Source organism: Prevotella pectinovora (genome assembly GCF_000834015.1).
Lineage (GTDB): Bacteria > Bacteroidota > Bacteroidia > Bacteroidales > Bacteroidaceae > Prevotella > Prevotella pectinovora.
In genome coordinates this window covers 71,487-88,382 of sequence record NZ_JXQI01000064.1, presented here as the reverse complement: position 1 = coordinate 88,382, position 16,896 = coordinate 71,487, and the positions used below count along the sequence as shown (strand labels likewise).

General features: G+C 50.1%; 14 protein-coding genes. 11 read left to right on the top strand and 3 right to left on the bottom strand.

The genetic code is table 11. From position 1 onward, the window contains the following. The first annotated feature begins 32 nt into the window (after positions 1–32). The 8 genes from gcvT (at position 33) to queF (ending at position 8,073) form a co-directional block, all read left to right on the top strand. On the top strand, positions 33–1,112 hold the full coding sequence (gene gcvT, locus ST42_RS09740; protein ID WP_022316146.1) for a glycine cleavage system aminomethyltransferase GcvT: 1,080 nt from the start codon (positions 33–35) through the stop codon (positions 1,110–1,112). Between the two features lie 73 nt (positions 1,113–1,185). After that, positions 1,186–1,575 (top strand): glycine cleavage system protein GcvH, encoded by a 390-nt coding sequence (gene gcvH, locus ST42_RS09735; protein WP_022316147.1) that lies wholly within the window; start codon positions 1,186–1,188, stop codon positions 1,573–1,575. Positions 1,576–1,615: 40 nt separating this feature from the next. After that, a complete protein-coding gene (gene gcvPA, locus ST42_RS09730; protein ID WP_044073374.1) occupies positions 1,616–2,929 on the top strand; it encodes an aminomethyl-transferring glycine dehydrogenase subunit GcvPA in 1,314 nt (437 codons plus the stop codon). A gap of 16 nt (positions 2,930–2,945) precedes the next feature. After that, positions 2,946–4,364 (top strand): aminomethyl-transferring glycine dehydrogenase subunit GcvPB, encoded by a 1,419-nt coding sequence (gcvPB, locus tag ST42_RS09725; RefSeq protein WP_044064704.1) that lies wholly within the window; start codon positions 2,946–2,948, stop codon positions 4,362–4,364. Positions 4,365–4,370: 6 nt separating this feature from the next. Then, positions 4,371–5,690 (top strand): dihydrolipoyl dehydrogenase, encoded by a 1,320-nt coding sequence (lpdA, locus tag ST42_RS09720; protein WP_044073373.1) that lies wholly within the window; start codon positions 4,371–4,373, stop codon positions 5,688–5,690. Between the two features lie 136 nt (positions 5,691–5,826). Next, complete coding sequence (locus ST42_RS09715; protein WP_042520045.1) at positions 5,827–6,702, top strand: tetratricopeptide repeat protein; 876 nt, start codon at positions 5,827–5,829, stop codon at positions 6,700–6,702. A gap of 200 nt (positions 6,703–6,902) precedes the next feature. Beyond that, positions 6,903–7,592, top strand: a complete 690-nt coding sequence (locus ST42_RS09710) for a queuosine precursor transporter (protein ID WP_022316151.1) — start codon at positions 6,903–6,905, stop codon at positions 7,590–7,592. Between the two features lie 10 nt (positions 7,593–7,602). Then, positions 7,603–8,073, top strand: a complete 471-nt coding sequence (gene queF / locus ST42_RS09705) for a preQ(1) synthase (RefSeq protein WP_022316152.1) — start codon at positions 7,603–7,605, stop codon at positions 8,071–8,073. A 51-nt stretch (positions 8,074–8,124) separates the two neighbouring features. On the opposite strand, the gene ST42_RS14075 is transcribed toward queF, so the two are convergent. Next, positions 8,125–8,277, bottom strand: a complete 153-nt coding sequence (locus tag ST42_RS14075; RefSeq protein ID WP_197068936.1) for a hypothetical protein — start codon at positions 8,275–8,277, stop codon at positions 8,125–8,127. A 168-nt stretch (positions 8,278–8,445) separates the two neighbouring features. On the opposite strand from ST42_RS14075, the gene ST42_RS09700 reads away from it, so the two are divergent. Next, positions 8,446–9,918, top strand: a complete 1,473-nt coding sequence (locus tag ST42_RS09700) for a DUF1846 domain-containing protein (RefSeq protein ID WP_022316154.1) — start codon at positions 8,446–8,448, stop codon at positions 9,916–9,918. Between the two features lie 250 nt (positions 9,919–10,168). Here the strand turns inward: ST42_RS09700 and ST42_RS09695 are convergent, their stop codons facing one another. Both ST42_RS09695 and ST42_RS09690 read right to left on the bottom strand, forming a co-directional pair. Beyond that, positions 10,169–10,927 carry a lysophospholipid acyltransferase family protein gene (locus ST42_RS09695; RefSeq protein ID WP_022316155.1) on the bottom strand — a complete coding sequence of 253 codons (759 nt, stop codon included), beginning with the start codon at positions 10,925–10,927 and terminating at the stop codon, positions 10,169–10,171. 18 nt (positions 10,928–10,945) lie between these two features. Beyond that, positions 10,946–11,695: a polyprenol monophosphomannose synthase gene (locus tag ST42_RS09690; protein WP_022316156.1), complete on the bottom strand. Its 750-nt coding sequence runs from the start codon at positions 11,693–11,695 to the stop codon at positions 10,946–10,948. A gap of 272 nt (positions 11,696–11,967) precedes the next feature. Between ST42_RS09690 and mfd the strand changes: the two genes are divergently transcribed. Both mfd and ST42_RS09680 read left to right on the top strand, forming a co-directional pair. Then, entirely contained in the window at positions 11,968–15,411 is a 3,444-nt protein-coding gene (gene mfd, locus ST42_RS09685; protein ID WP_044073371.1) for a transcription-repair coupling factor, read from the top strand. A gap of 5 nt (positions 15,412–15,416) precedes the next feature. Next, a complete protein-coding gene (locus ST42_RS09680; protein WP_022316158.1) occupies positions 15,417–16,847 on the top strand; it encodes a sodium:solute symporter in 1,431 nt (476 codons plus the stop codon). Positions 16,848–16,896: the final 49 nt, after the last annotated feature.

The window sequence follows — 16,896 nt, the reverse complement described above, 5'->3', positions numbered from 1 at the left end:
AAAAAGAGAACCCTATAAAAACACATATCATTATGGAAAACAAAAGAACATGTCTCTATGACAAGCACGTGAAGCAAGGCGCGTTGATAAGCCCATTCGGTGGTTTCGACATGCCTATCCAGTATTCTACAATCATCGACGAGCATCAGGCAGTGAGAACAGACTGCGGCGTGTTCGACGTGTCACACATGGGTGAGGTGACCGTGAAGGGAGCCGACGCCGAGCGCTATGTGCAGCATATCTTCACCAACGACGTGAGCAAGATAGAGGCCGGACAGATTCTCTACGGCATGATGCTCTACGACAATGGTGGAACCGTAGATGACCTTCTCGTATACAAGATGGCCGAGAATGACTTCTTTCTCGTGGTAAACGCTGCCAATATCGACAAAGACTGGGAGTGGATGCAGAAACAGTCAGAGGGCTTCAACATTGAGCTTCTGAACCGTTCAGAGGACTACGGGCAGATTGCTGTTCAGGGACCTAACGCTGAAACCGTCGTTGAGGAAGTGCTCGGCATAGCTTGCAAGGAGCTGACTTTCTATACTGTCAAGACCATTGGCGACGTGATAGTAAGCCGCACGGGATATACCGGAGAAGACGGATTTGAAATCTATGCAAGCCATAATTATATTTGTGACTGCTGGGACAAACTGATGGAGAGCGGACGCTGCAAGCCTTGCGGACTCGGATGCCGCGACACTCTCAGATTTGAAGTGGGACTGCCTCTGTATGGCGATGAACTGTCGGCAGACATCTCTCCAGTGATGGCAGGGCTCTCTATGTTCTGCAAACTCGACAAAGAGGAGTTTGTGGGCAAGAATGCCCTCGTTGACCAGAAGACAAACGGCGTGGCACAGAAGCTCGTGGGAATAGAACTCGAAGGAAAGGCCATTCCACGTCACGGATACACAGTGCTGAAAGACGGTGAGCCTGTAGGCGAGGTGACCACTGGCTATCATTCCATTTCAACGGACAAGAGCGTGTGCATGGCTCTCGTAAAGGCAGAGTATGGCAAGCTCGGAACGCCGCTTGAGGTTCAGATCAGAAAGAAGACCTTCCCAGGCGTTGTGGTGAAGAAGCGTTTCTACGACAAACACTACAAGAAATAATGGCAACGGTAAATCATTGAAACTTTAGACAAATATTTTTTCATAAAACAATAATCCAATAAAATATAATACTATGGCAAAAGTAATTGAAGGACTCTACTATGCAGAGTCACACGAATATGTAAAGGTAGAAGGTGAGTTCGGCTATATCGGTATCACAGACTATGCACAGAACGCATTGGGCAACATCGTATATGTAGACATGCCTGATACAGACGACGAGGTAGAGGCAGGTGAGGATTTCGGAGCCGTTGAGAGCGTGAAGGCTGCCAGCGACCTGACTTCTCCTGTAAGTGGAACAGTGGTAGAGGTGAACGAGGCTCTTGAGGACACACCGGAGATTATCAACCAGGATGCTTTCGCCAACTGGATAATCAAGGTGGAGCTCTCTGACAAGACAGAGCTCGACAACCTTATGGACGCTGCGGCATACGCTGAGTTCTGCGAAAAGGAAGCTCACTAAGAGAACGGTACGTTTTGTATGACTCTTCATTTTCTATAATATGGAATACAAGTATTTTCCTCACACGGAAAGTGAGATAAAGGAAATGCTCGACATCGTAGGAGTAGGTTCGCTCGACGAACTCTACTCTGATGTGCCGGAGGAGATCCGCTTCAAGAAGGAATACGACCTTCCGGAGGCAATGAGCGAGATGGAGGTGAGAAGATTCTTCGAAGCTCTGGGCAATGAGAACAAGAGACTGGTATGCTTTGCCGGTGCCGGCGTTTACGACCATTACACGCCAGCCGTGGTGGGACGTATCGTGCAGCGCTCTGAGTTCCTCACATCATATACTCCATACCAGGCAGAGATATCACAGGGCACGCTCCACTACATCTTCGAATATCAGTCGATGATGGCTGAACTGACAAGCATGGATATTTCTAACGCTTCTATGTATGACGGTTCCACAGCCACTGCAGAGGCTATGATGATGGCTGTGGCTGCAGGAAAGAAGTGTGACACGGTGCTCGTTTCTGAAACCGTAGACAAGAAGGTGCTCACCGTGGTGAAGACATACGCCAAGTTCCACGGCGTGAACATCGTGATGGTGAAGGAAAACGATGGCATCACCTACAAAGCTGATTTCCAGGAGAAGATAGCGCAGAAGGGTGTTGCCGGAGTAATCGTACAGCAGCCTAACCGTTATGGCATCGTGGAAGACTATGCCGGATATGCCGACGCTGCCCACGACAACAAGGCGCTGATGATAATGAATGGAGTGGCTGCTGACTATGCCGTGCTCAAGACACCGGCAGAATGGGGAGCCGACATCGCAGTGGGCGACGGACAGAGTCTCGGAGTGCCGATGATGTTCGGTGGTCCATACGTGGGATATATGTGCTGCACAGAGAAGCTAATCCGCAAGATGCCGGGACGCATCGTAGGAATGACGGAAGACAGCCGCGGACAGCGTGCCTTCGTGCTCACATTGCAGGCCAGAGAGCAGCATATCCGCCGGCAGAAGGCTACATCCAACATATGCTCCAACCAGAGCCTCATGGCTCTTTTCGTTACCGTATACATGGCGGTGATGGGAAAGAAGGGAGTGAAGGAAGCTGGCGAACTGTCGTATGCCGGAGCTCACTACATGATGGACAAACTCGTGGAGACGGGACATTTCAAACCAACGTTCCAGAAACCGTTCTTCAATGAATTCTGCGTTGAATACGACGGAGACGTTGACGTGCTGCAGAAGAAGTTCGTTGACAACGGATTCCTCGGAGGAGTGAAGATGGGCGACCACACTATCATGTTTGCTGTGACGGAGCAGCGCTCCAAGGAAGAGATAGATAACCTTATTAAGTTAATCTGAAAAAGTTTGTCTGATTATGAATAACAAATTATACGGAAACTTGATTTTCGAACTGTCGCATCCAGGCAGAAAGGGTTACTCTCTTCCTGACAACAAATTCGGTGATTATGAGGTGCCTGCAGAGATGCGCCGAGAGAACGACGCACAGTTGCCTGAGTGTGACGAGATGACCGTGGTGAGACACTATACCAACCATAGCGGAAACAACTTCGGCGTGGACAACGGATTCTATCCGCTTGGCAGCTGCACGATGAAATACAACCCAGCCATAAACGAGGAGATTCCAGGTATGGCAGACTTCAGGGATATACATCCGCTGCAGCCTGTTGACACGGTGAAGGGATGTCTCGATGTTTGTGCCGGACTGAGAAAAGCTCTCTCTGAGATTGCCGGTCTTGCAGACTTCACTCTCAACCCGTTTGCCGGTGCTCACGGTGAGCTTACCGGACTGATGGTGATCAGAAGATATCATGAGAGCAGGGGCGACGAAAAGAGAACAAAGGTGATCGTGCCAAACTCTGCACACGGTACCAATCCGGCTTCTGCCGCGGTCTGCGGACTGGAAATCGTGGAGGTGAAGAGTACGGCCGATGGAGTGGTGGACGTTGACGACCTGAGAGGACTCCTCGACGACACTATCGCTGCCGTAATGATGACCAACCCGAATACTCTCGGACTATTCGAGAGAAACATTCCAGAGATTGCCAAGCTCGTTCATGAGTGTGGAGCACTGATGTATTACGATGGAGCGAACCTCAACCCGATGCTCGGCGCTTGTCGTCCTGGTGACATGGGATTCGACGTGATGCACATCAACCTGCACAAGACATTCTCTACACCTCACGGAGGTGGCGGACCAGGAAGCGGCCCGGTGGGAGTGAGAAAGGGACTGGAGCAGTTCCTGCCCGACAACGAGCATGACTCGACACTCAGCGTCAGTCCGTATCACGGCAATTTCGGCGTTATCCTCAAGGCATACACCTACATACTTTCTCTCGGCAAGGAGTATATCAAATATGTAGGACCGCTTGCCACACTCAATGCCAACTATATCAAGGAGTCGTTGAAGGATGTATATGAACTGCCTATCGCAGGACTCTGCAAGCATGAGTTCGTATTCAACGGCCTGGCAGACAAGTCTACAGGCATCACCACTATGGATGTGGCTAAACGCTTGCTCGACTATGGGTATCATGCGCCGACCATCTACTTCCCGCTGCTCTTCCACGAGGCAATGATGATAGAGCCTACAGAAAGCGAGAGCAAGGTGACGATAGACGGATTCATCGAGGTGATGAGGAAAATCGCCGAGGAGGCAAAGAATGAGCCAGAACTGCTGAAGTCTGCGCCACACAATACTCCTATCGGAAGAGTGGACGATGTGTTGGCAGCAAAGCATCCTGTGGTGACATATAAGAGCATGCTAAATGATTGATTCTATATGGATTTCAATTTGATAATCATCGGTGGCGGTCCTGGTGGATACAAGACCGCCACTTATGCCGCATCCAAGGGACTGACGGTATTGGTAGTGGAGAAAGACGAACTGGGAGGCACATGTCTCAACCGTGGCTGTATTCCCACCAAGACTTACGCGCGGCTCGCTGAGGTGATAGAGACGATGAAGGATGCCGGGAGCTATGCGCTCGACGGTGTGACATACAGTTTTGATTTCGCCAAGGCTTTCGTCCGCAAGCAGCAGGTGGTGGAGACTCTGCGCGGAGGCATCGCCACACTACTGTCGGCTTCAGGCATAACGCTCGTCAAAGGTATGGCTGTGATGAAAGACGCCCATACAGTGGTAGTTGACGGTAAGGATTATTCTGCCGACAACATCATCATAGCCACTGGCTCCGTGTCAAAGTCGTTGCCTATCCCAGATCTTGACAAAGAGATGGTGTGCGACTCCGACTGGCTTCTCGACACCGACGTGCTGCCGAAGCGCATCTGCATAGTTGGTGCCGGAGTGATAGGAATGGAGTTTGCAAGCATACTCAATTCTTTCGGTTGTGAGGTAACAGTAGTGGAATTCCTCAAGGAATGTCTGCCGCCAATCGACAGCGATATCGCCAAACGCCTGCGCAAATGTCTTGAGAAGAGAGGCGTTACCTTCTATATGCAGTCTGCCCTCAAGGGAGCGGCTTCCGGAAAGGTTACCTTTGAGCGCAAGGGCAAGGTGACAGAGGTGGAGGCCGACAAGGTGTTGCTTGCCGTTGGCAGAAAACCGCTTACTGATGGACTCGGTCTTGATGAGGTGGGAATAAAATACGATGCCAAGGGAATTGCCGTTGACGACAATATGCTCACCTCTGTAGAGAACGTGTATGCCATTGGCGACGTTAACGGCAGACAGATGCTTGCCCATGCAGCAGAGATGCAGGGCAAGAGGGCCGTAAACGCTATCGTAGGCTGTCGCGACGATATCCGCTTCGATGTGATGCCGGCAGCGGTATTCACATTGCCTGAGGCTGCCAGCGTGGGCAAGACGGAGGATGCCCTCAAGGCTGAAGGTGCTGATTATCGCAGCATAAAGCATTACTATCGTGCCAACGGCAAGGCCGTGGCGATGAACGAAACGGAGGGTATGCTGAAGCTTCTCACCGATGCCGGAGGCAAGGTGGTGGGCTGCCATGTATATGGAGCACATGCCGCCGACCTGGTTCAGGAGGTCAGTGCACTGATGTGTCAGAACATCACGGTGGAAAAGCTTGATGACATCACTCATATACATCCTACTCTGAGCGAGATTATAGTGGGATAATGCCTGCTTGACAATATCTTTCTGAAGTTACCGCCTCTATCGTGTGCCATGCGACATGAGAGACGGTAGCTTCTTCATTTCATAATTCAAGGGGGAAAACACAACGAGTGGAACCCTAAAGCAACGATTCTATAAAATGAATTTCTTTAAAAAACTGTTTGGCGTTGCCAAAGAAGAAAAGACTCCTACAGTGGAGGAACTGCAGCGTGCTGACGAGAAGAACTTCGACATACTGAAGTTTGACGGCGTGAAGGCACTCAAGATAAACAGTGTAGGGTATGCAATAGAATGTTTTACCCATGCCCTCAACATCAAGGAAGACCTTGAAGTGAGAGACTATCTCTCGCAAGCTTACGTGGGAGTGGGAGACTACAACAATGCGTATCAGCAACTGGAAAAGCTGGCGCAGGCACAGCCCGACAATATCGGAATATTCCTGCGTATGGCTGGCATTGCCTACGTGATGGAAAACTATGTGCTCATGTCTGCCTCTTGTGAGAAGGCGCTGCTCGTAGATTCCAAGTCTGTTGAGGCCCTCTTCCTCTATGCAAAAGCTTGCATCGGCACCGACGACATCACAAATGCCGTGGCAATGCTTACCAAGGCTATAGCGCTTAATGAGGAGTATGCTGAGGCTTACCTGCTGCGTGGAGAGGTGTATCTGTCTGACGGCAATCTTGATGATGCCGACAACGATGCGGCTTATCTCCTGAACAATTATCCCGACAACGAAGAGGCGCTGATGCTGAAGGCGAACATCGAGAACAAACGTGGAAATGCAGAACAGGCGATGGAATACTACGGAAAGGTAATCGACGTGAATCCATTCTCAAAAGAAGCGCTGGAGAACCGTGCCTTGTTGCGCAAGCAGGCCGGCGATGCCGAGGGCGCCAAGAGCGATGAGGAACGTCTCAACGAGATATTGTCTCGTGAGCAGGAAGAGGGGGACCAGCAGGGAATAGAGTCAAAGGTGAAGGAAAGCTACAACAATATCAATCCTTTGGGAATATAAGCTTATTATTTCAAGAAAAATCATTACCTTTGCAGCCGCTTTCATCAAAAGATGATGGATGGCATAATAACAGTTCATCCCAAATCGTCTGTCAGACCTTGTCTTGATTTGACAGTTTGGGACTTAGCGAGTGCTTGACAAACCTCCATGTCCGTGTTTGCACTGGAAACAGAGCCGCCGGACTAAACAAAACAAGAATCATGAAAGTAAGCAACAATAGTGTGAGTGTGCTGTTTATGCTTTTCAGCGTGCTCTTCTGCGTCTGCCTCATTACGGCAAACGTGCTCGAAACAAAGCAGATTTCAATAGGATGGGTCAATATCACCGGCGGACTGCTGGTGTTTCCCGTGTCGTATATCATCAACGATTGCGTGTGTGAGGTGTGGGGCTATAAGAAAGCCCGACTGCTCATCTGGCTCGGTTTTCTGATGAACTTCATCTTCGTTTCCTTCGGTGCTTTGGCTGATGCCATACCAGGAGCACCATATTGGGATAATGAAGCCGGATTCCATGCCGTGTTCGGACTGGCGCCACGTATAGCCTTGGCTTCCTTCCTCGCGTTTCTCGTAGGCTCGTTCATCAACGCCTATGTGATGAGCCGCATGAAGGTGTCGTCAGGCGGGAAGCATTTCGCCCTGCGTGCCGTGATGAGCACTGTGTATGGCGAGACCGCCGATTCAATAATCTTTTTCCCGCTTGCCCTTGGTGGGGTGGTGCCACTTGCGGAATTGCCCAAACTCATTATCTCACAGATTGTGCTGAAGACGGTCTATGAGATTGTGGTGCTGCCGATAACGATGAGGGTGGTAAGGAAAACGAAGCAGATAGAGGGTGTTGACACCTACGACCGTAACATAAACTACGGTGTGTTCAAAATTGGTAATATCTAAAAATGTTCGTATGACAAATAGCGAAAACAGACAGGACGAGGGATTGCATGCCCTCGGCAAGAAGACGGAGTATAGGCAGGACTATGCGCCTGAGGTGCTTGAGACATTCGAGAACAAGCATCAGACGAATGACTATTGGGTGCAGTTCAACTGTCCTGAGTTCACTACGCTGTGTCCTATCACGGGACAGCCTGACTTCGGAGAGATAATCATAAAATACATTCCCGACGTGCGTATGGTGGAAAGCAAGAGCCTGAAGCTGTATCTCTTCAGCTTCCGCAACCATGGCGACTTTCATGAGGATTGTGTCAATATCATAATGAAAGACCTCGTGAAGCTCATGGATCCACGCTACATCGAAGTGACGGGAATATTCAAGCCCCGTGGAGGAATAAGCATATTCCCATTTGCCAACTATGGCAGACCGGGGACTAAATACGAAAAGCTGGCAGAGCAGCGCTTCATGCAGCATGCCCTGTAGCAGATTCCGTAGCTTGTCCCAAGCGCGGATGCAGCAGCATTCCGTGTGGGGTTAATCTTCAAGATATCCTTTCGTGAACATGTCATACGACAGGGCCTCAAGTTCCTTGAGAGTCATCTGTCCTAAGGCATGTTCAATTTTTTTTATCAGTTCCTCGCGCTTGTAGTCGTTGTCGTTCGAAAGACGGTCTGTGAATGTTACCATTATCGTTATTGTTGTGTTATATAAAGCCTTTTCCGGCAATCGCCAACTGAGAGCGGGGGTGATTATCGGAATGGTTCACGAATATTATTTCTGCAAAGTTACGCAAATATTTCTTCGGATGGACATAAATAGCTAACTTTGCACTGCAATTAAGTTAAGAAATCAACGATGAAGATAGGGTTTGACAATGATAAGTATCAGTCTATACAGTCTGAACACATAAAGGAGAGAATATCCCAGTTTGATGGAAAGTTGTATCTGGAGCTTGGAGGAAAGCTCTTCGATGACCATCATGCCAGTCGTGTGCTGCCTGGTTTTTTGCCAGACAGCAAGCTGCGTATGTTCCAGAAAATCAACGACAGCATAGAGATTGTCATAGTAATCAGTGCTACAGACATTGAGAAGAACAAGAAACGGGCCGACCTCGGTATCACCTACGACGAGGATGTGCTCCGGCTCAGAGGCGAATTCCAGGGCCGTGGCTTCATGGTAGGTTCTGTGGTCATCACCCACTGGGGCGGACAGCCGGCAGCCGTGGCTTTCAAGCAGCGTCTGGAACGTCTTGGCATCAGGACCTATTGCCACTATCTCATTGAGGGCTATCCTCACAACGTGGAACTGATAGCTTCTGACGAAGGCTTCGGCAAGAACGACTATGTGGAGACCGAGCGTCCGCTCGTCATCGTCACCGCTCCCGGTCCGGGCAGCGGCAAGATGGCAGTGTGTCTGAGTCAGCTCTATAATGAGAACAAGCGTGGCGTCAGGGCAGGATATGCCAAGTTTGAGACCTTCCCGGTGTGGAACCTTCCGCTCAAGCATCCTGTCAACATTGCCTATGAGGCAGCTACGGCCGACCTCAATGACGTTAACATGATAGACCCGTTCCACCTTGAAGCGTACAATAAGATTGCCATCAACTACAACCGCGACATAGAAATCTTCCCTGTGCTCAACGCTCTCTTCGAGGGTATCTATGGCACCAATCCATACAAGTCGCCAACGGACATGGGCGTCAACATGGTGGGGTTCTGCATCAGTGATGACGATGTGTGTGTGGAGGCATCGAAGAACGAGATTATCCGCCGCTATTACGCAGCCACGAATAAACTTGCGCTCGGAGCATGTAATGATGCGGAGATAAAGAAGATACAGCTCCTCATGCAGCAGGCAAAGATTTCTACCGACTTCCGTCGAGTCACCACAGCGGCAAAGGGACGTCTCAATGAAACGGGACATACGTCGGCAGCTATAGAACTGCAAGACGGCACGATAATATCCGCCAATTCCAGTCCGCTGCTTGGTTGCAGTGCCGCTCTCATTCTTAATGTCACCAAACATCTTGCTGGCATAGACCACGACCTGAAGCTCATCCCTGAGTCTATGATAGAGCCTATCCAGCACACCAAAATCAGTTACTTGGGTGGCCACAACCCTCGTTTGCACACAGATGAAGTGATTGTCGCCTTGTCTGTACTCTCTGAGCAGGACGAGAACTGCCGTCGCGCCTTGGAGCAGTTGCCTAAACTGCGCGACTGTCAGGTTCATTCCACGGTGATGCTGAGCGATGTAGACCAGCGCATATTCAAGAAGCTCGGTGTGCAGCTTACCTGTGAACCCGTGATGAAGACGGTGAAGAGATAATAAACGCCAAACGGAATATAGCCGATAGGGATAAACGCCAAGCAAGCCCTAATGATTGATTTGGGTTGAAAGAAAAAAAACGACAACCGGGTCTTGATTGAAAGGACTATATGCCTTTCGCATCAAGACCCGGTTGTCGGTTTGCTTATATTTACCAAACGATGTTTAGACAACTGTATCTTTCCGGATACAAGTATATATGGTATTTATATTGCCAATTATTGCCTTTTGTCGTAGATACAGAATGTTGTTATTGGTCAGGGTTCTCCACAAAACCTTGGTATTTCTCTTCCAGTCCCGACATGATGGCTTTGTAGCATTCGTCCATGCGGCGGTTGATGTCCTCCGGTCCCTGTCCTTCAGGATAGATGGGTTTGTGGATGGTGAGCTTAAGCGGATGCCAGGTTACCCATTTGCAGTCTCTCATTCTCGGCATGATGTCGAAAGAACCGTTTATGGTCAGCGGCAGGATAGGCAGTTGCAGTTCGTCAGCAAGCATGAAGGCTCCTCGCTTGAACACTCCCATGTGACCGGTGAAACTCCTCGCACCCTCCGGGAACACCACAAGGCTCATACCGCCTTTCAGCGTGGCGCGAGCCTTGTCGTAGGTCTCCTTCACTTTTCGCGGTCCGCGCTTGTCTACGAAAATCTGATGCGACTTCTCACAGGCGTAGCCCACGAATGGCACTTTTCTCAACTGGTGTTTCATCATCCACTTGAACTGACGTCCGAGGAAACCGAAAATAAGGAATATGTCGAACGCCCCTTGGTGGTTGGCGGCGATGACATACGACTCGTTTTCCTTCATGTTCTCACGCCCCTCTACCTTTACCGGCAGCAGTAGCAGACGGATGATGGCCCATCCCCATGATTTGCCAGGGTAATATCCCCAGAAATGTCCTCCGCCCAGCGAACATCCAATGGCTGTGGCGAGAGATATCATTATTGTCCATAGGAGCAATATTGGCAATGCGATGCATAGCTGGTAGGCTCTATACAGATATTTCATGATAGCAGTGTGTCTTCGTTATTCTTTTATTTTCGGGTATTTCCTTGTCCATCCGTCCCAACGCAGTCTCATTACGCCGAAGAATGCCTCTCCGAAGATGCCGCCGCTCATTTTCGACACGCCTTCTCTTCTGTTTACGAATATCACCGGCACTTCCTTTATCTTGAAGCCAATCTTGTATGCCGTGTATTTCATCTCTATCTGGAAGGCATATCCCTTGAATCTGATTTTGTCGAGTTCTATGGTTTCGAGCACACGGCGTTTGTAGCATTTGAATCCGGCAGTGGTGTCGTTCACTTTGAACCCCGTTATGAAGCGCACGTATTTGGATGCGAAATAGCTCATCAATACTCTGCCGATAGGCCAGTTCACCACGTTCACTCCGCTGACATACCGTGAACCGATAGCCACATCGTATCCTTCGTCGTGGCATGCGGCATAGAGTCGCGGCAAGTCTTTCGGGTCATGGCTGAAGTCGGCGTCCATCTCGAAAATGTATTCGTAGTCGCGCTCGAGCGCCCATTTGAATCCTTTGATGTATGCTGTTCCCAAACCCAGCTTTCCGCTGCGCTCGAGCAGATGAAGTCTGCCGTTGAACTCCTGGCTCATCAGTTCCTTCACCTTCGCTGCCGTTCCGTCGGGCGAGCCGTCGTCGATGATGAGTATGTCGAATTTCTTTTCCAGTCCGAACACTGCTCGGATAATCTTCTCAATGTTCTCTATCTCGTTGTATGTCGGGATGATGACGATACTGTCACTTGTGTTCATAATGTGTGAGAATATTAATATTATGTTGTGCAAAGGTAGCAATAAAAAACTAAGTTGTATGCTTTCGCCATTACTTTTTGATATCCCATAAGATATAATATGATTTTTTTTCAGTAACTTCGCAGCGTTTTTGTGGTAAAAGACTCTTGATGCTGGAGTGAAAGGCCCGTGTAATCCTTTGTACGGCATTTGAGATCTTTTCCGTTTTGTGCCATAGCGGGATGAGCCTGTAGCGTGTCTCGTTAGGGCTATTATATGTTTTAGAAAAGAAGATGGAAATTCAGAAACTCTTGGACTTGTATAGTTCGTCACCTCATATAGAATCGATGCTGAAAGCGATTGGCGATTCAGAAGTGCGCACGATATCGCTGCGCGGACTCAATGGCTCGTCAGTGCCCATGGTGTTTGCTTCTGCCAACGGCAGGCTGCCGCGCACTTGTCTTTTTGTGCTTAATGACGCTGACGAGGCCGGGTATTTCTATCACGACCTCACCCAGTTGCTGGGCAATTCGCATGTGCTCTTCTTTCCGTCGGCTTATCGCAGACAGGTGAAGTACTGTCAGAAAGATGCTGCCAACGAGATATTGCGCACTGAGGTGTTGAGCCGGGTGAAGGAACAGGAGGCGTCACATGACGACTCGAATTCAACGCTCTACGTCGTGACTTGCCCTGAGGCGATGGCAGAACTGGTGGTCACCAACAAGCATCTGGACGACCGCACCCTCATGCTGCGCGTTGGCGAGGAGAGAGATGTGGTGGAGATAGAGAAGACGATGCGCTCATTCGGTTTCAAGGAGGTGGACTATGTTTACGAACCGGGACAGTTTGCCGTGCGCGGTAGCATTCTCGATGTATATTCGTTCAGCAATGAGTATCCGTATCGTGTGGACTTCTTTGGCGACGAGGTTGACTCAATACGCACCTTCGAGGTGCAGTCGCAGTTGTCGAGAGGTAAGGTGGACTGCATCTCTATCGTACCGGAATTGTCGGAGATTGTGGCAGACAAGATTTCTTTTCTCAAATTCCTGCCTGCCGACTCGTTGGTGGTGATAAAAGACGTTACATTCGCCCACGATGTGATAGAGAATATCTACCGTGAAGGTTTCTCCCATCAGGCTCTCACCGAGAAACTCGAGGGGGCCACGGAGATGGAACAGAAGAAGATAATGCAGGAGATGAGGTCGGAATATTCGTTGCTGCCGGCAACGGCATTCACCGAAGACATAGCAAAGTTCAAGAGAGTGGAATTCGGTAACAGTCCAACGGGACTGCCGCAGGCTACCATCACCTTCAGCACCACACAGCAACCTTTGTTCCATAAGAACTTTGAACTGCTCACCACTGCGCTCGAAGACTATATGCTGAAAGGTTACAAACTATATATCCTTGCTGACAGCCAGAAGCAGAACCAGCGCCTTCGCGACATCTTCGACGAGATGGCGCAGAACAAGAAACTGGCTGACGGCACTGTGATAAGCGTCACGCCGATAGATTTCCAGCCGGTGGAGAAAACCCTGCATTGCGGCTTTGCCGACAATGACATGAAGGTGTGCGTCTTCACCGACCATCAGATATTCGACCGCTTCCATAAATACAGTCTCCGTTCGGATGCCGCACGCAGCGGAAAGATGGCGCTCACCATGAAAGAACTGCAGGAGATGGAGCCTGGCGACTTCATCGTACATGTGGATTACGGCATCGGAAAGTTTGCCGGTCTCGTGCGTGTTCCCGTTGGCGACAGCTATCAGGAGATGATACGCATCGTGTATCAGAATAACGACAAGGTGGATGTGAGCATCCACGGCCTCTACAAAATATCCAAATACAAGCGCCGCGACAGCGAGAAACCGCCACGTCTCAGTGCACTCGGTTCTGGAGCGTGGGAGCGACTGAAAGAGAAAACAAAGAAGAAGATAAAGGACATAGCCCGCGACCTGATCAAGCTCTATGCCACACGCCGCCATGAGAAAGGCTATCAGTTCAGTGCCGATTCTTTCATGCAGCATGAGTTGGAGGCGAGCTTCCTCTATGAAGACACCCCCGACCAATTGAAAGCCACCAACGACGTGAAGGCTGATATGGAGAGCCAGCGTCCGATGGACCGTCTTGTGTGTGGCGATGTGGGTTTCGGCAAGACCGAGGTGGCTATACGTGCTGCTTTCAAGGCTGCATGCGATTCCAAACAGGTTGCCGTGATGGTGCCAACCACAGTGCTTGCATACCAGCATTACCAGACTTTCTGTGGCAGACTTAAGGATCTGCCTGTCAGAGTTGACTATCTGTCGCGTGCCCGCAGTGCGAAGAAGACACGTGAGGTACTTGCCGACCTGGAGGCTGGCAAGATAGACATCATAATTGGCACACACAAGCTCATCGGCAAGAGCGTGAAATTCAAAGACCTCGGACTTCTCATCATCGATGAGGAACAGAAGTTCGGGGTGTCTACCAAGGAAAAACTGCGCAAGATGAAAACCAATGTGGACACGCTGACCATGTCGGCGACGCCAATACCGCGCACGCTGCAGTTCTCTCTCATGGGAGCAAGAGACATGAGCATCATACAGACGCCGCCGCCAAACCGCTATCCCGTGTGCACCGAGGTGCATACCTTCGATTCAGATATCATAAAGGATGCAATAAACTTCGAGATGAGCCGCAACGGACAGGTATTCTTCGTGAACGACCGCATCAGCAACCTGCCGGAGATTGCCAATGTGATACGCCGAAACGTTCCGGATGCGCGAATAGCTATAGGTCACGGACAGATGAAACCGGAAGAACTGGAGAAGGTGGTGATGGGGTTCATGAACTACGATTATGATGTGCTCCTCTCCACAACCATCGTGGAGAACGGCATCGACATCAGCAATGCCAATACCATCATCGTGAACGATGCACACCGTTTCGGACTTTCCGACCTGCATCAGATGCGTGGACGCGTGGGAAGAAGCAACAAGAAGGCGTTCTGCTATCTCCTTGCTCCTCCGCTGTCGAATCTCTCTCAGGATGCGCGCCGCCGGTTGGAGGCACTTGAGACATTCTCAGACCTTGGCAGCGGCTTCAACCTCTCGATGCAAGACCTCGACATGCGTGGCGCCGGCAACCTTCTCGGTGCGGAACAGAGCGGATTTATGGAAGATCTCGGTTTTGAGACATACCAGAAGATTCTGTCGCAGGCCGTGACGGAGCTTAAGAACGATGAGTTTGCTGAGATGTATCAGGAGGAGATGAAAGAGGGCAGACAACTCAAAGGCGACGAGTTCGTTGACGACTGCGCCGTGGAGAGCGACCTCGAGATGTTCTTCCCAGACCAGTATGTGCCGAGCAGCAGTGAGAGAATGCTGTTGTATCGCGAGCTCGACAGCATAACCAACGACAGTGACCTCGATAGGTATAAGGCAAACCTTATCGACCGCTTCGGTGCTATACCCCGTGAGGGCGAAGAGCTGCTGCATGTAGTGCCGCTACGGCGTCTGGGCAAGTCTCTCGGATGCGAAAAAATAATACTCAAGGGCGGCGTGATGCAGATGCAGTTCGTGACAAATCCCATGAGTGCCTATTACAAGAGCGACGTCTTCGACCGTGTGCTCCAGTATATCGGCAGCAACCCCCGCCAATGCAATCTCAAGGAGAGTCGTGGCAAACGCTATATGGTGGTGTCGGGCATTGACACCGTGGAAAAGGCGGTGGAGATATTGAAAAAAATTAATGGATAACGATTATGCTTATACTTACAACAATACTGATTTATTTCTGTGTGCTCATGCTTATGGGCAGACTGACGAGTAAGAAATCCAACAACGAGACGTTCTATCGCGGTGAGCGCAAGTCGCCGTGGTATGTTCTCGCTTTCGGACTCGTGGGAGCGTCTATATCGGGTATCACTTTCGTGTCGGTGCCTGGAATGGTGATAAAGCAGGACATGACATATCTGCAGACGTGTCTTGGATTCATCCTTGGCTATTTTGTCGTAGCTTTTGTCCTGCTCCCAGTGTACTACAAACTCAATCTCACCACTATCTATTCCTTTCTGCAGAAACGGCTCGGCAACAGATCGTATAAAACGGGAGCCCTGTTCTTCCTGCTTTCCGAAATGACGGGTACGGCACTTCGCTTCTATGTGGTGTGCAGCATCCTGCAGCGATTCGTATTCGGACCTGTAGGGGTGCCGTTCGTTGTCACCGTAGTGGCGCTCGTAATGCTGATATGGCTATATACAAGGCGCGGAGGAATAAAGACCCTCGTCTGGACCGATACCTTCCAGACCTTCTGTATGATGGCGGCATTGCTGATAATAATTGTGGAGGTTATAGGAAAACTCGATATGTCGGTGGGTGATGCCGTGTGGGCAGTGGTGGCAGACAGCCACAGCCGCATATTCGTGTTCGACGACTGGGTGTCTACTCAGAATTTCTTCAAGCAGTTTCTTAGCGGAGTGTTCATCGTTGTGGTAATGACAGGTCTCGACCAGCACATGATGCAGAAGAATCTCACCTGCAAGACGCTGCGTGACGCACAGAAGGATATGTGTGTGGGAGGCTTTTTCTTTGTGCCTGTCAATCTGCTCTTCCTCAGTCTTGGTGTGTTGCTTCTGCTTCTGGCTGGCAAAGAAGGGCTTGCAGTTCCAGCCGACAGCGATGAGTTGCTGCCGATGTTCGCCGCATCGGGATGGATGGGGTCACTTGTGCTCGTGCTCTTCTCCATCGGCATCGTGGCAGCGTCGTTCAGTGGTACCGACTCTGCTCTGACCGCCGTCACCACAAGCTATTGTGTTGACATCAAGGAGCGTCCCGATGATGAGACATTGCGTCGCCGTGCACATTTCGGAGTTTGTGTGTTATTCGCCGTATTCATATTGGCCTTCAGAGTGATAAATTCCACCAGTGTGATAGACGCTATATATATCGTGTTGTCATACACCTCAGGCCCGCTCCTTGGTCTCTTTGCCTATGGCATACTGACCAAGCGTGGAGTAAACGACCGTCTTGTGCCATACATCTGCGTGGCGGCACCAGTGATATGCTTTGCCATAAACCAGATTACGGTTTCGCTCACTGGATATAAGTTCGGTTATGAACTGCTGATGCTCAACGGCATGCTCGTGTTTCTCGGCATGTATCTCACGTCGCATAGAGCAGCTAAGGCCGCCTGACAGTAAGAATAGGTTTTCATCTGCATCTTTTTCGTCATTATTCTTAGGC

Coding starts and splice junctions, on each gene's coding strand:
- gcvT (WP_022316146.1), top strand. CDS start 33: ATGGAAAACAAAAGAACATGTCTCTATGACAAGCACGTGAAGCAAGGC.
- gcvH (WP_022316147.1), top strand. CDS start 1,186: ATGGCAAAAGTAATTGAAGGACTCTACTATGCAGAGTCACACGAATAT.
- gcvPA (WP_044073374.1), top strand. CDS start 1,616: ATGGAATACAAGTATTTTCCTCACACGGAAAGTGAGATAAAGGAAATG.
- gcvPB (WP_044064704.1), top strand. CDS start 2,946: ATGAATAACAAATTATACGGAAACTTGATTTTCGAACTGTCGCATCCA.
- lpdA (WP_044073373.1), top strand. CDS start 4,371: ATGGATTTCAATTTGATAATCATCGGTGGCGGTCCTGGTGGATACAAG.
- ST42_RS09715 (WP_042520045.1), top strand. CDS start 5,827: ATGAATTTCTTTAAAAAACTGTTTGGCGTTGCCAAAGAAGAAAAGACT.
- ST42_RS09710 (WP_022316151.1), top strand. CDS start 6,903: ATGAAAGTAAGCAACAATAGTGTGAGTGTGCTGTTTATGCTTTTCAGC.
- queF (WP_022316152.1), top strand. CDS start 7,603: ATGACAAATAGCGAAAACAGACAGGACGAGGGATTGCATGCCCTCGGC.
- ST42_RS14075 (WP_197068936.1), bottom strand. CDS start 8,277: ATGGTAACATTCACAGACCGTCTTTCGAACGACAACGACTACAAGCGC.
- ST42_RS09700 (WP_022316154.1), top strand. CDS start 8,446: ATGAAGATAGGGTTTGACAATGATAAGTATCAGTCTATACAGTCTGAA.
- ST42_RS09695 (WP_022316155.1), bottom strand. CDS start 10,927: ATGAAATATCTGTATAGAGCCTACCAGCTATGCATCGCATTGCCAATA.
- ST42_RS09690 (WP_022316156.1), bottom strand. CDS start 11,695: ATGAACACAAGTGACAGTATCGTCATCATCCCGACATACAACGAGATA.
- mfd (WP_044073371.1), top strand. CDS start 11,968: ATGGAAATTCAGAAACTCTTGGACTTGTATAGTTCGTCACCTCATATA.
- ST42_RS09680 (WP_022316158.1), top strand. CDS start 15,417: ATGCTTATACTTACAACAATACTGATTTATTTCTGTGTGCTCATGCTT.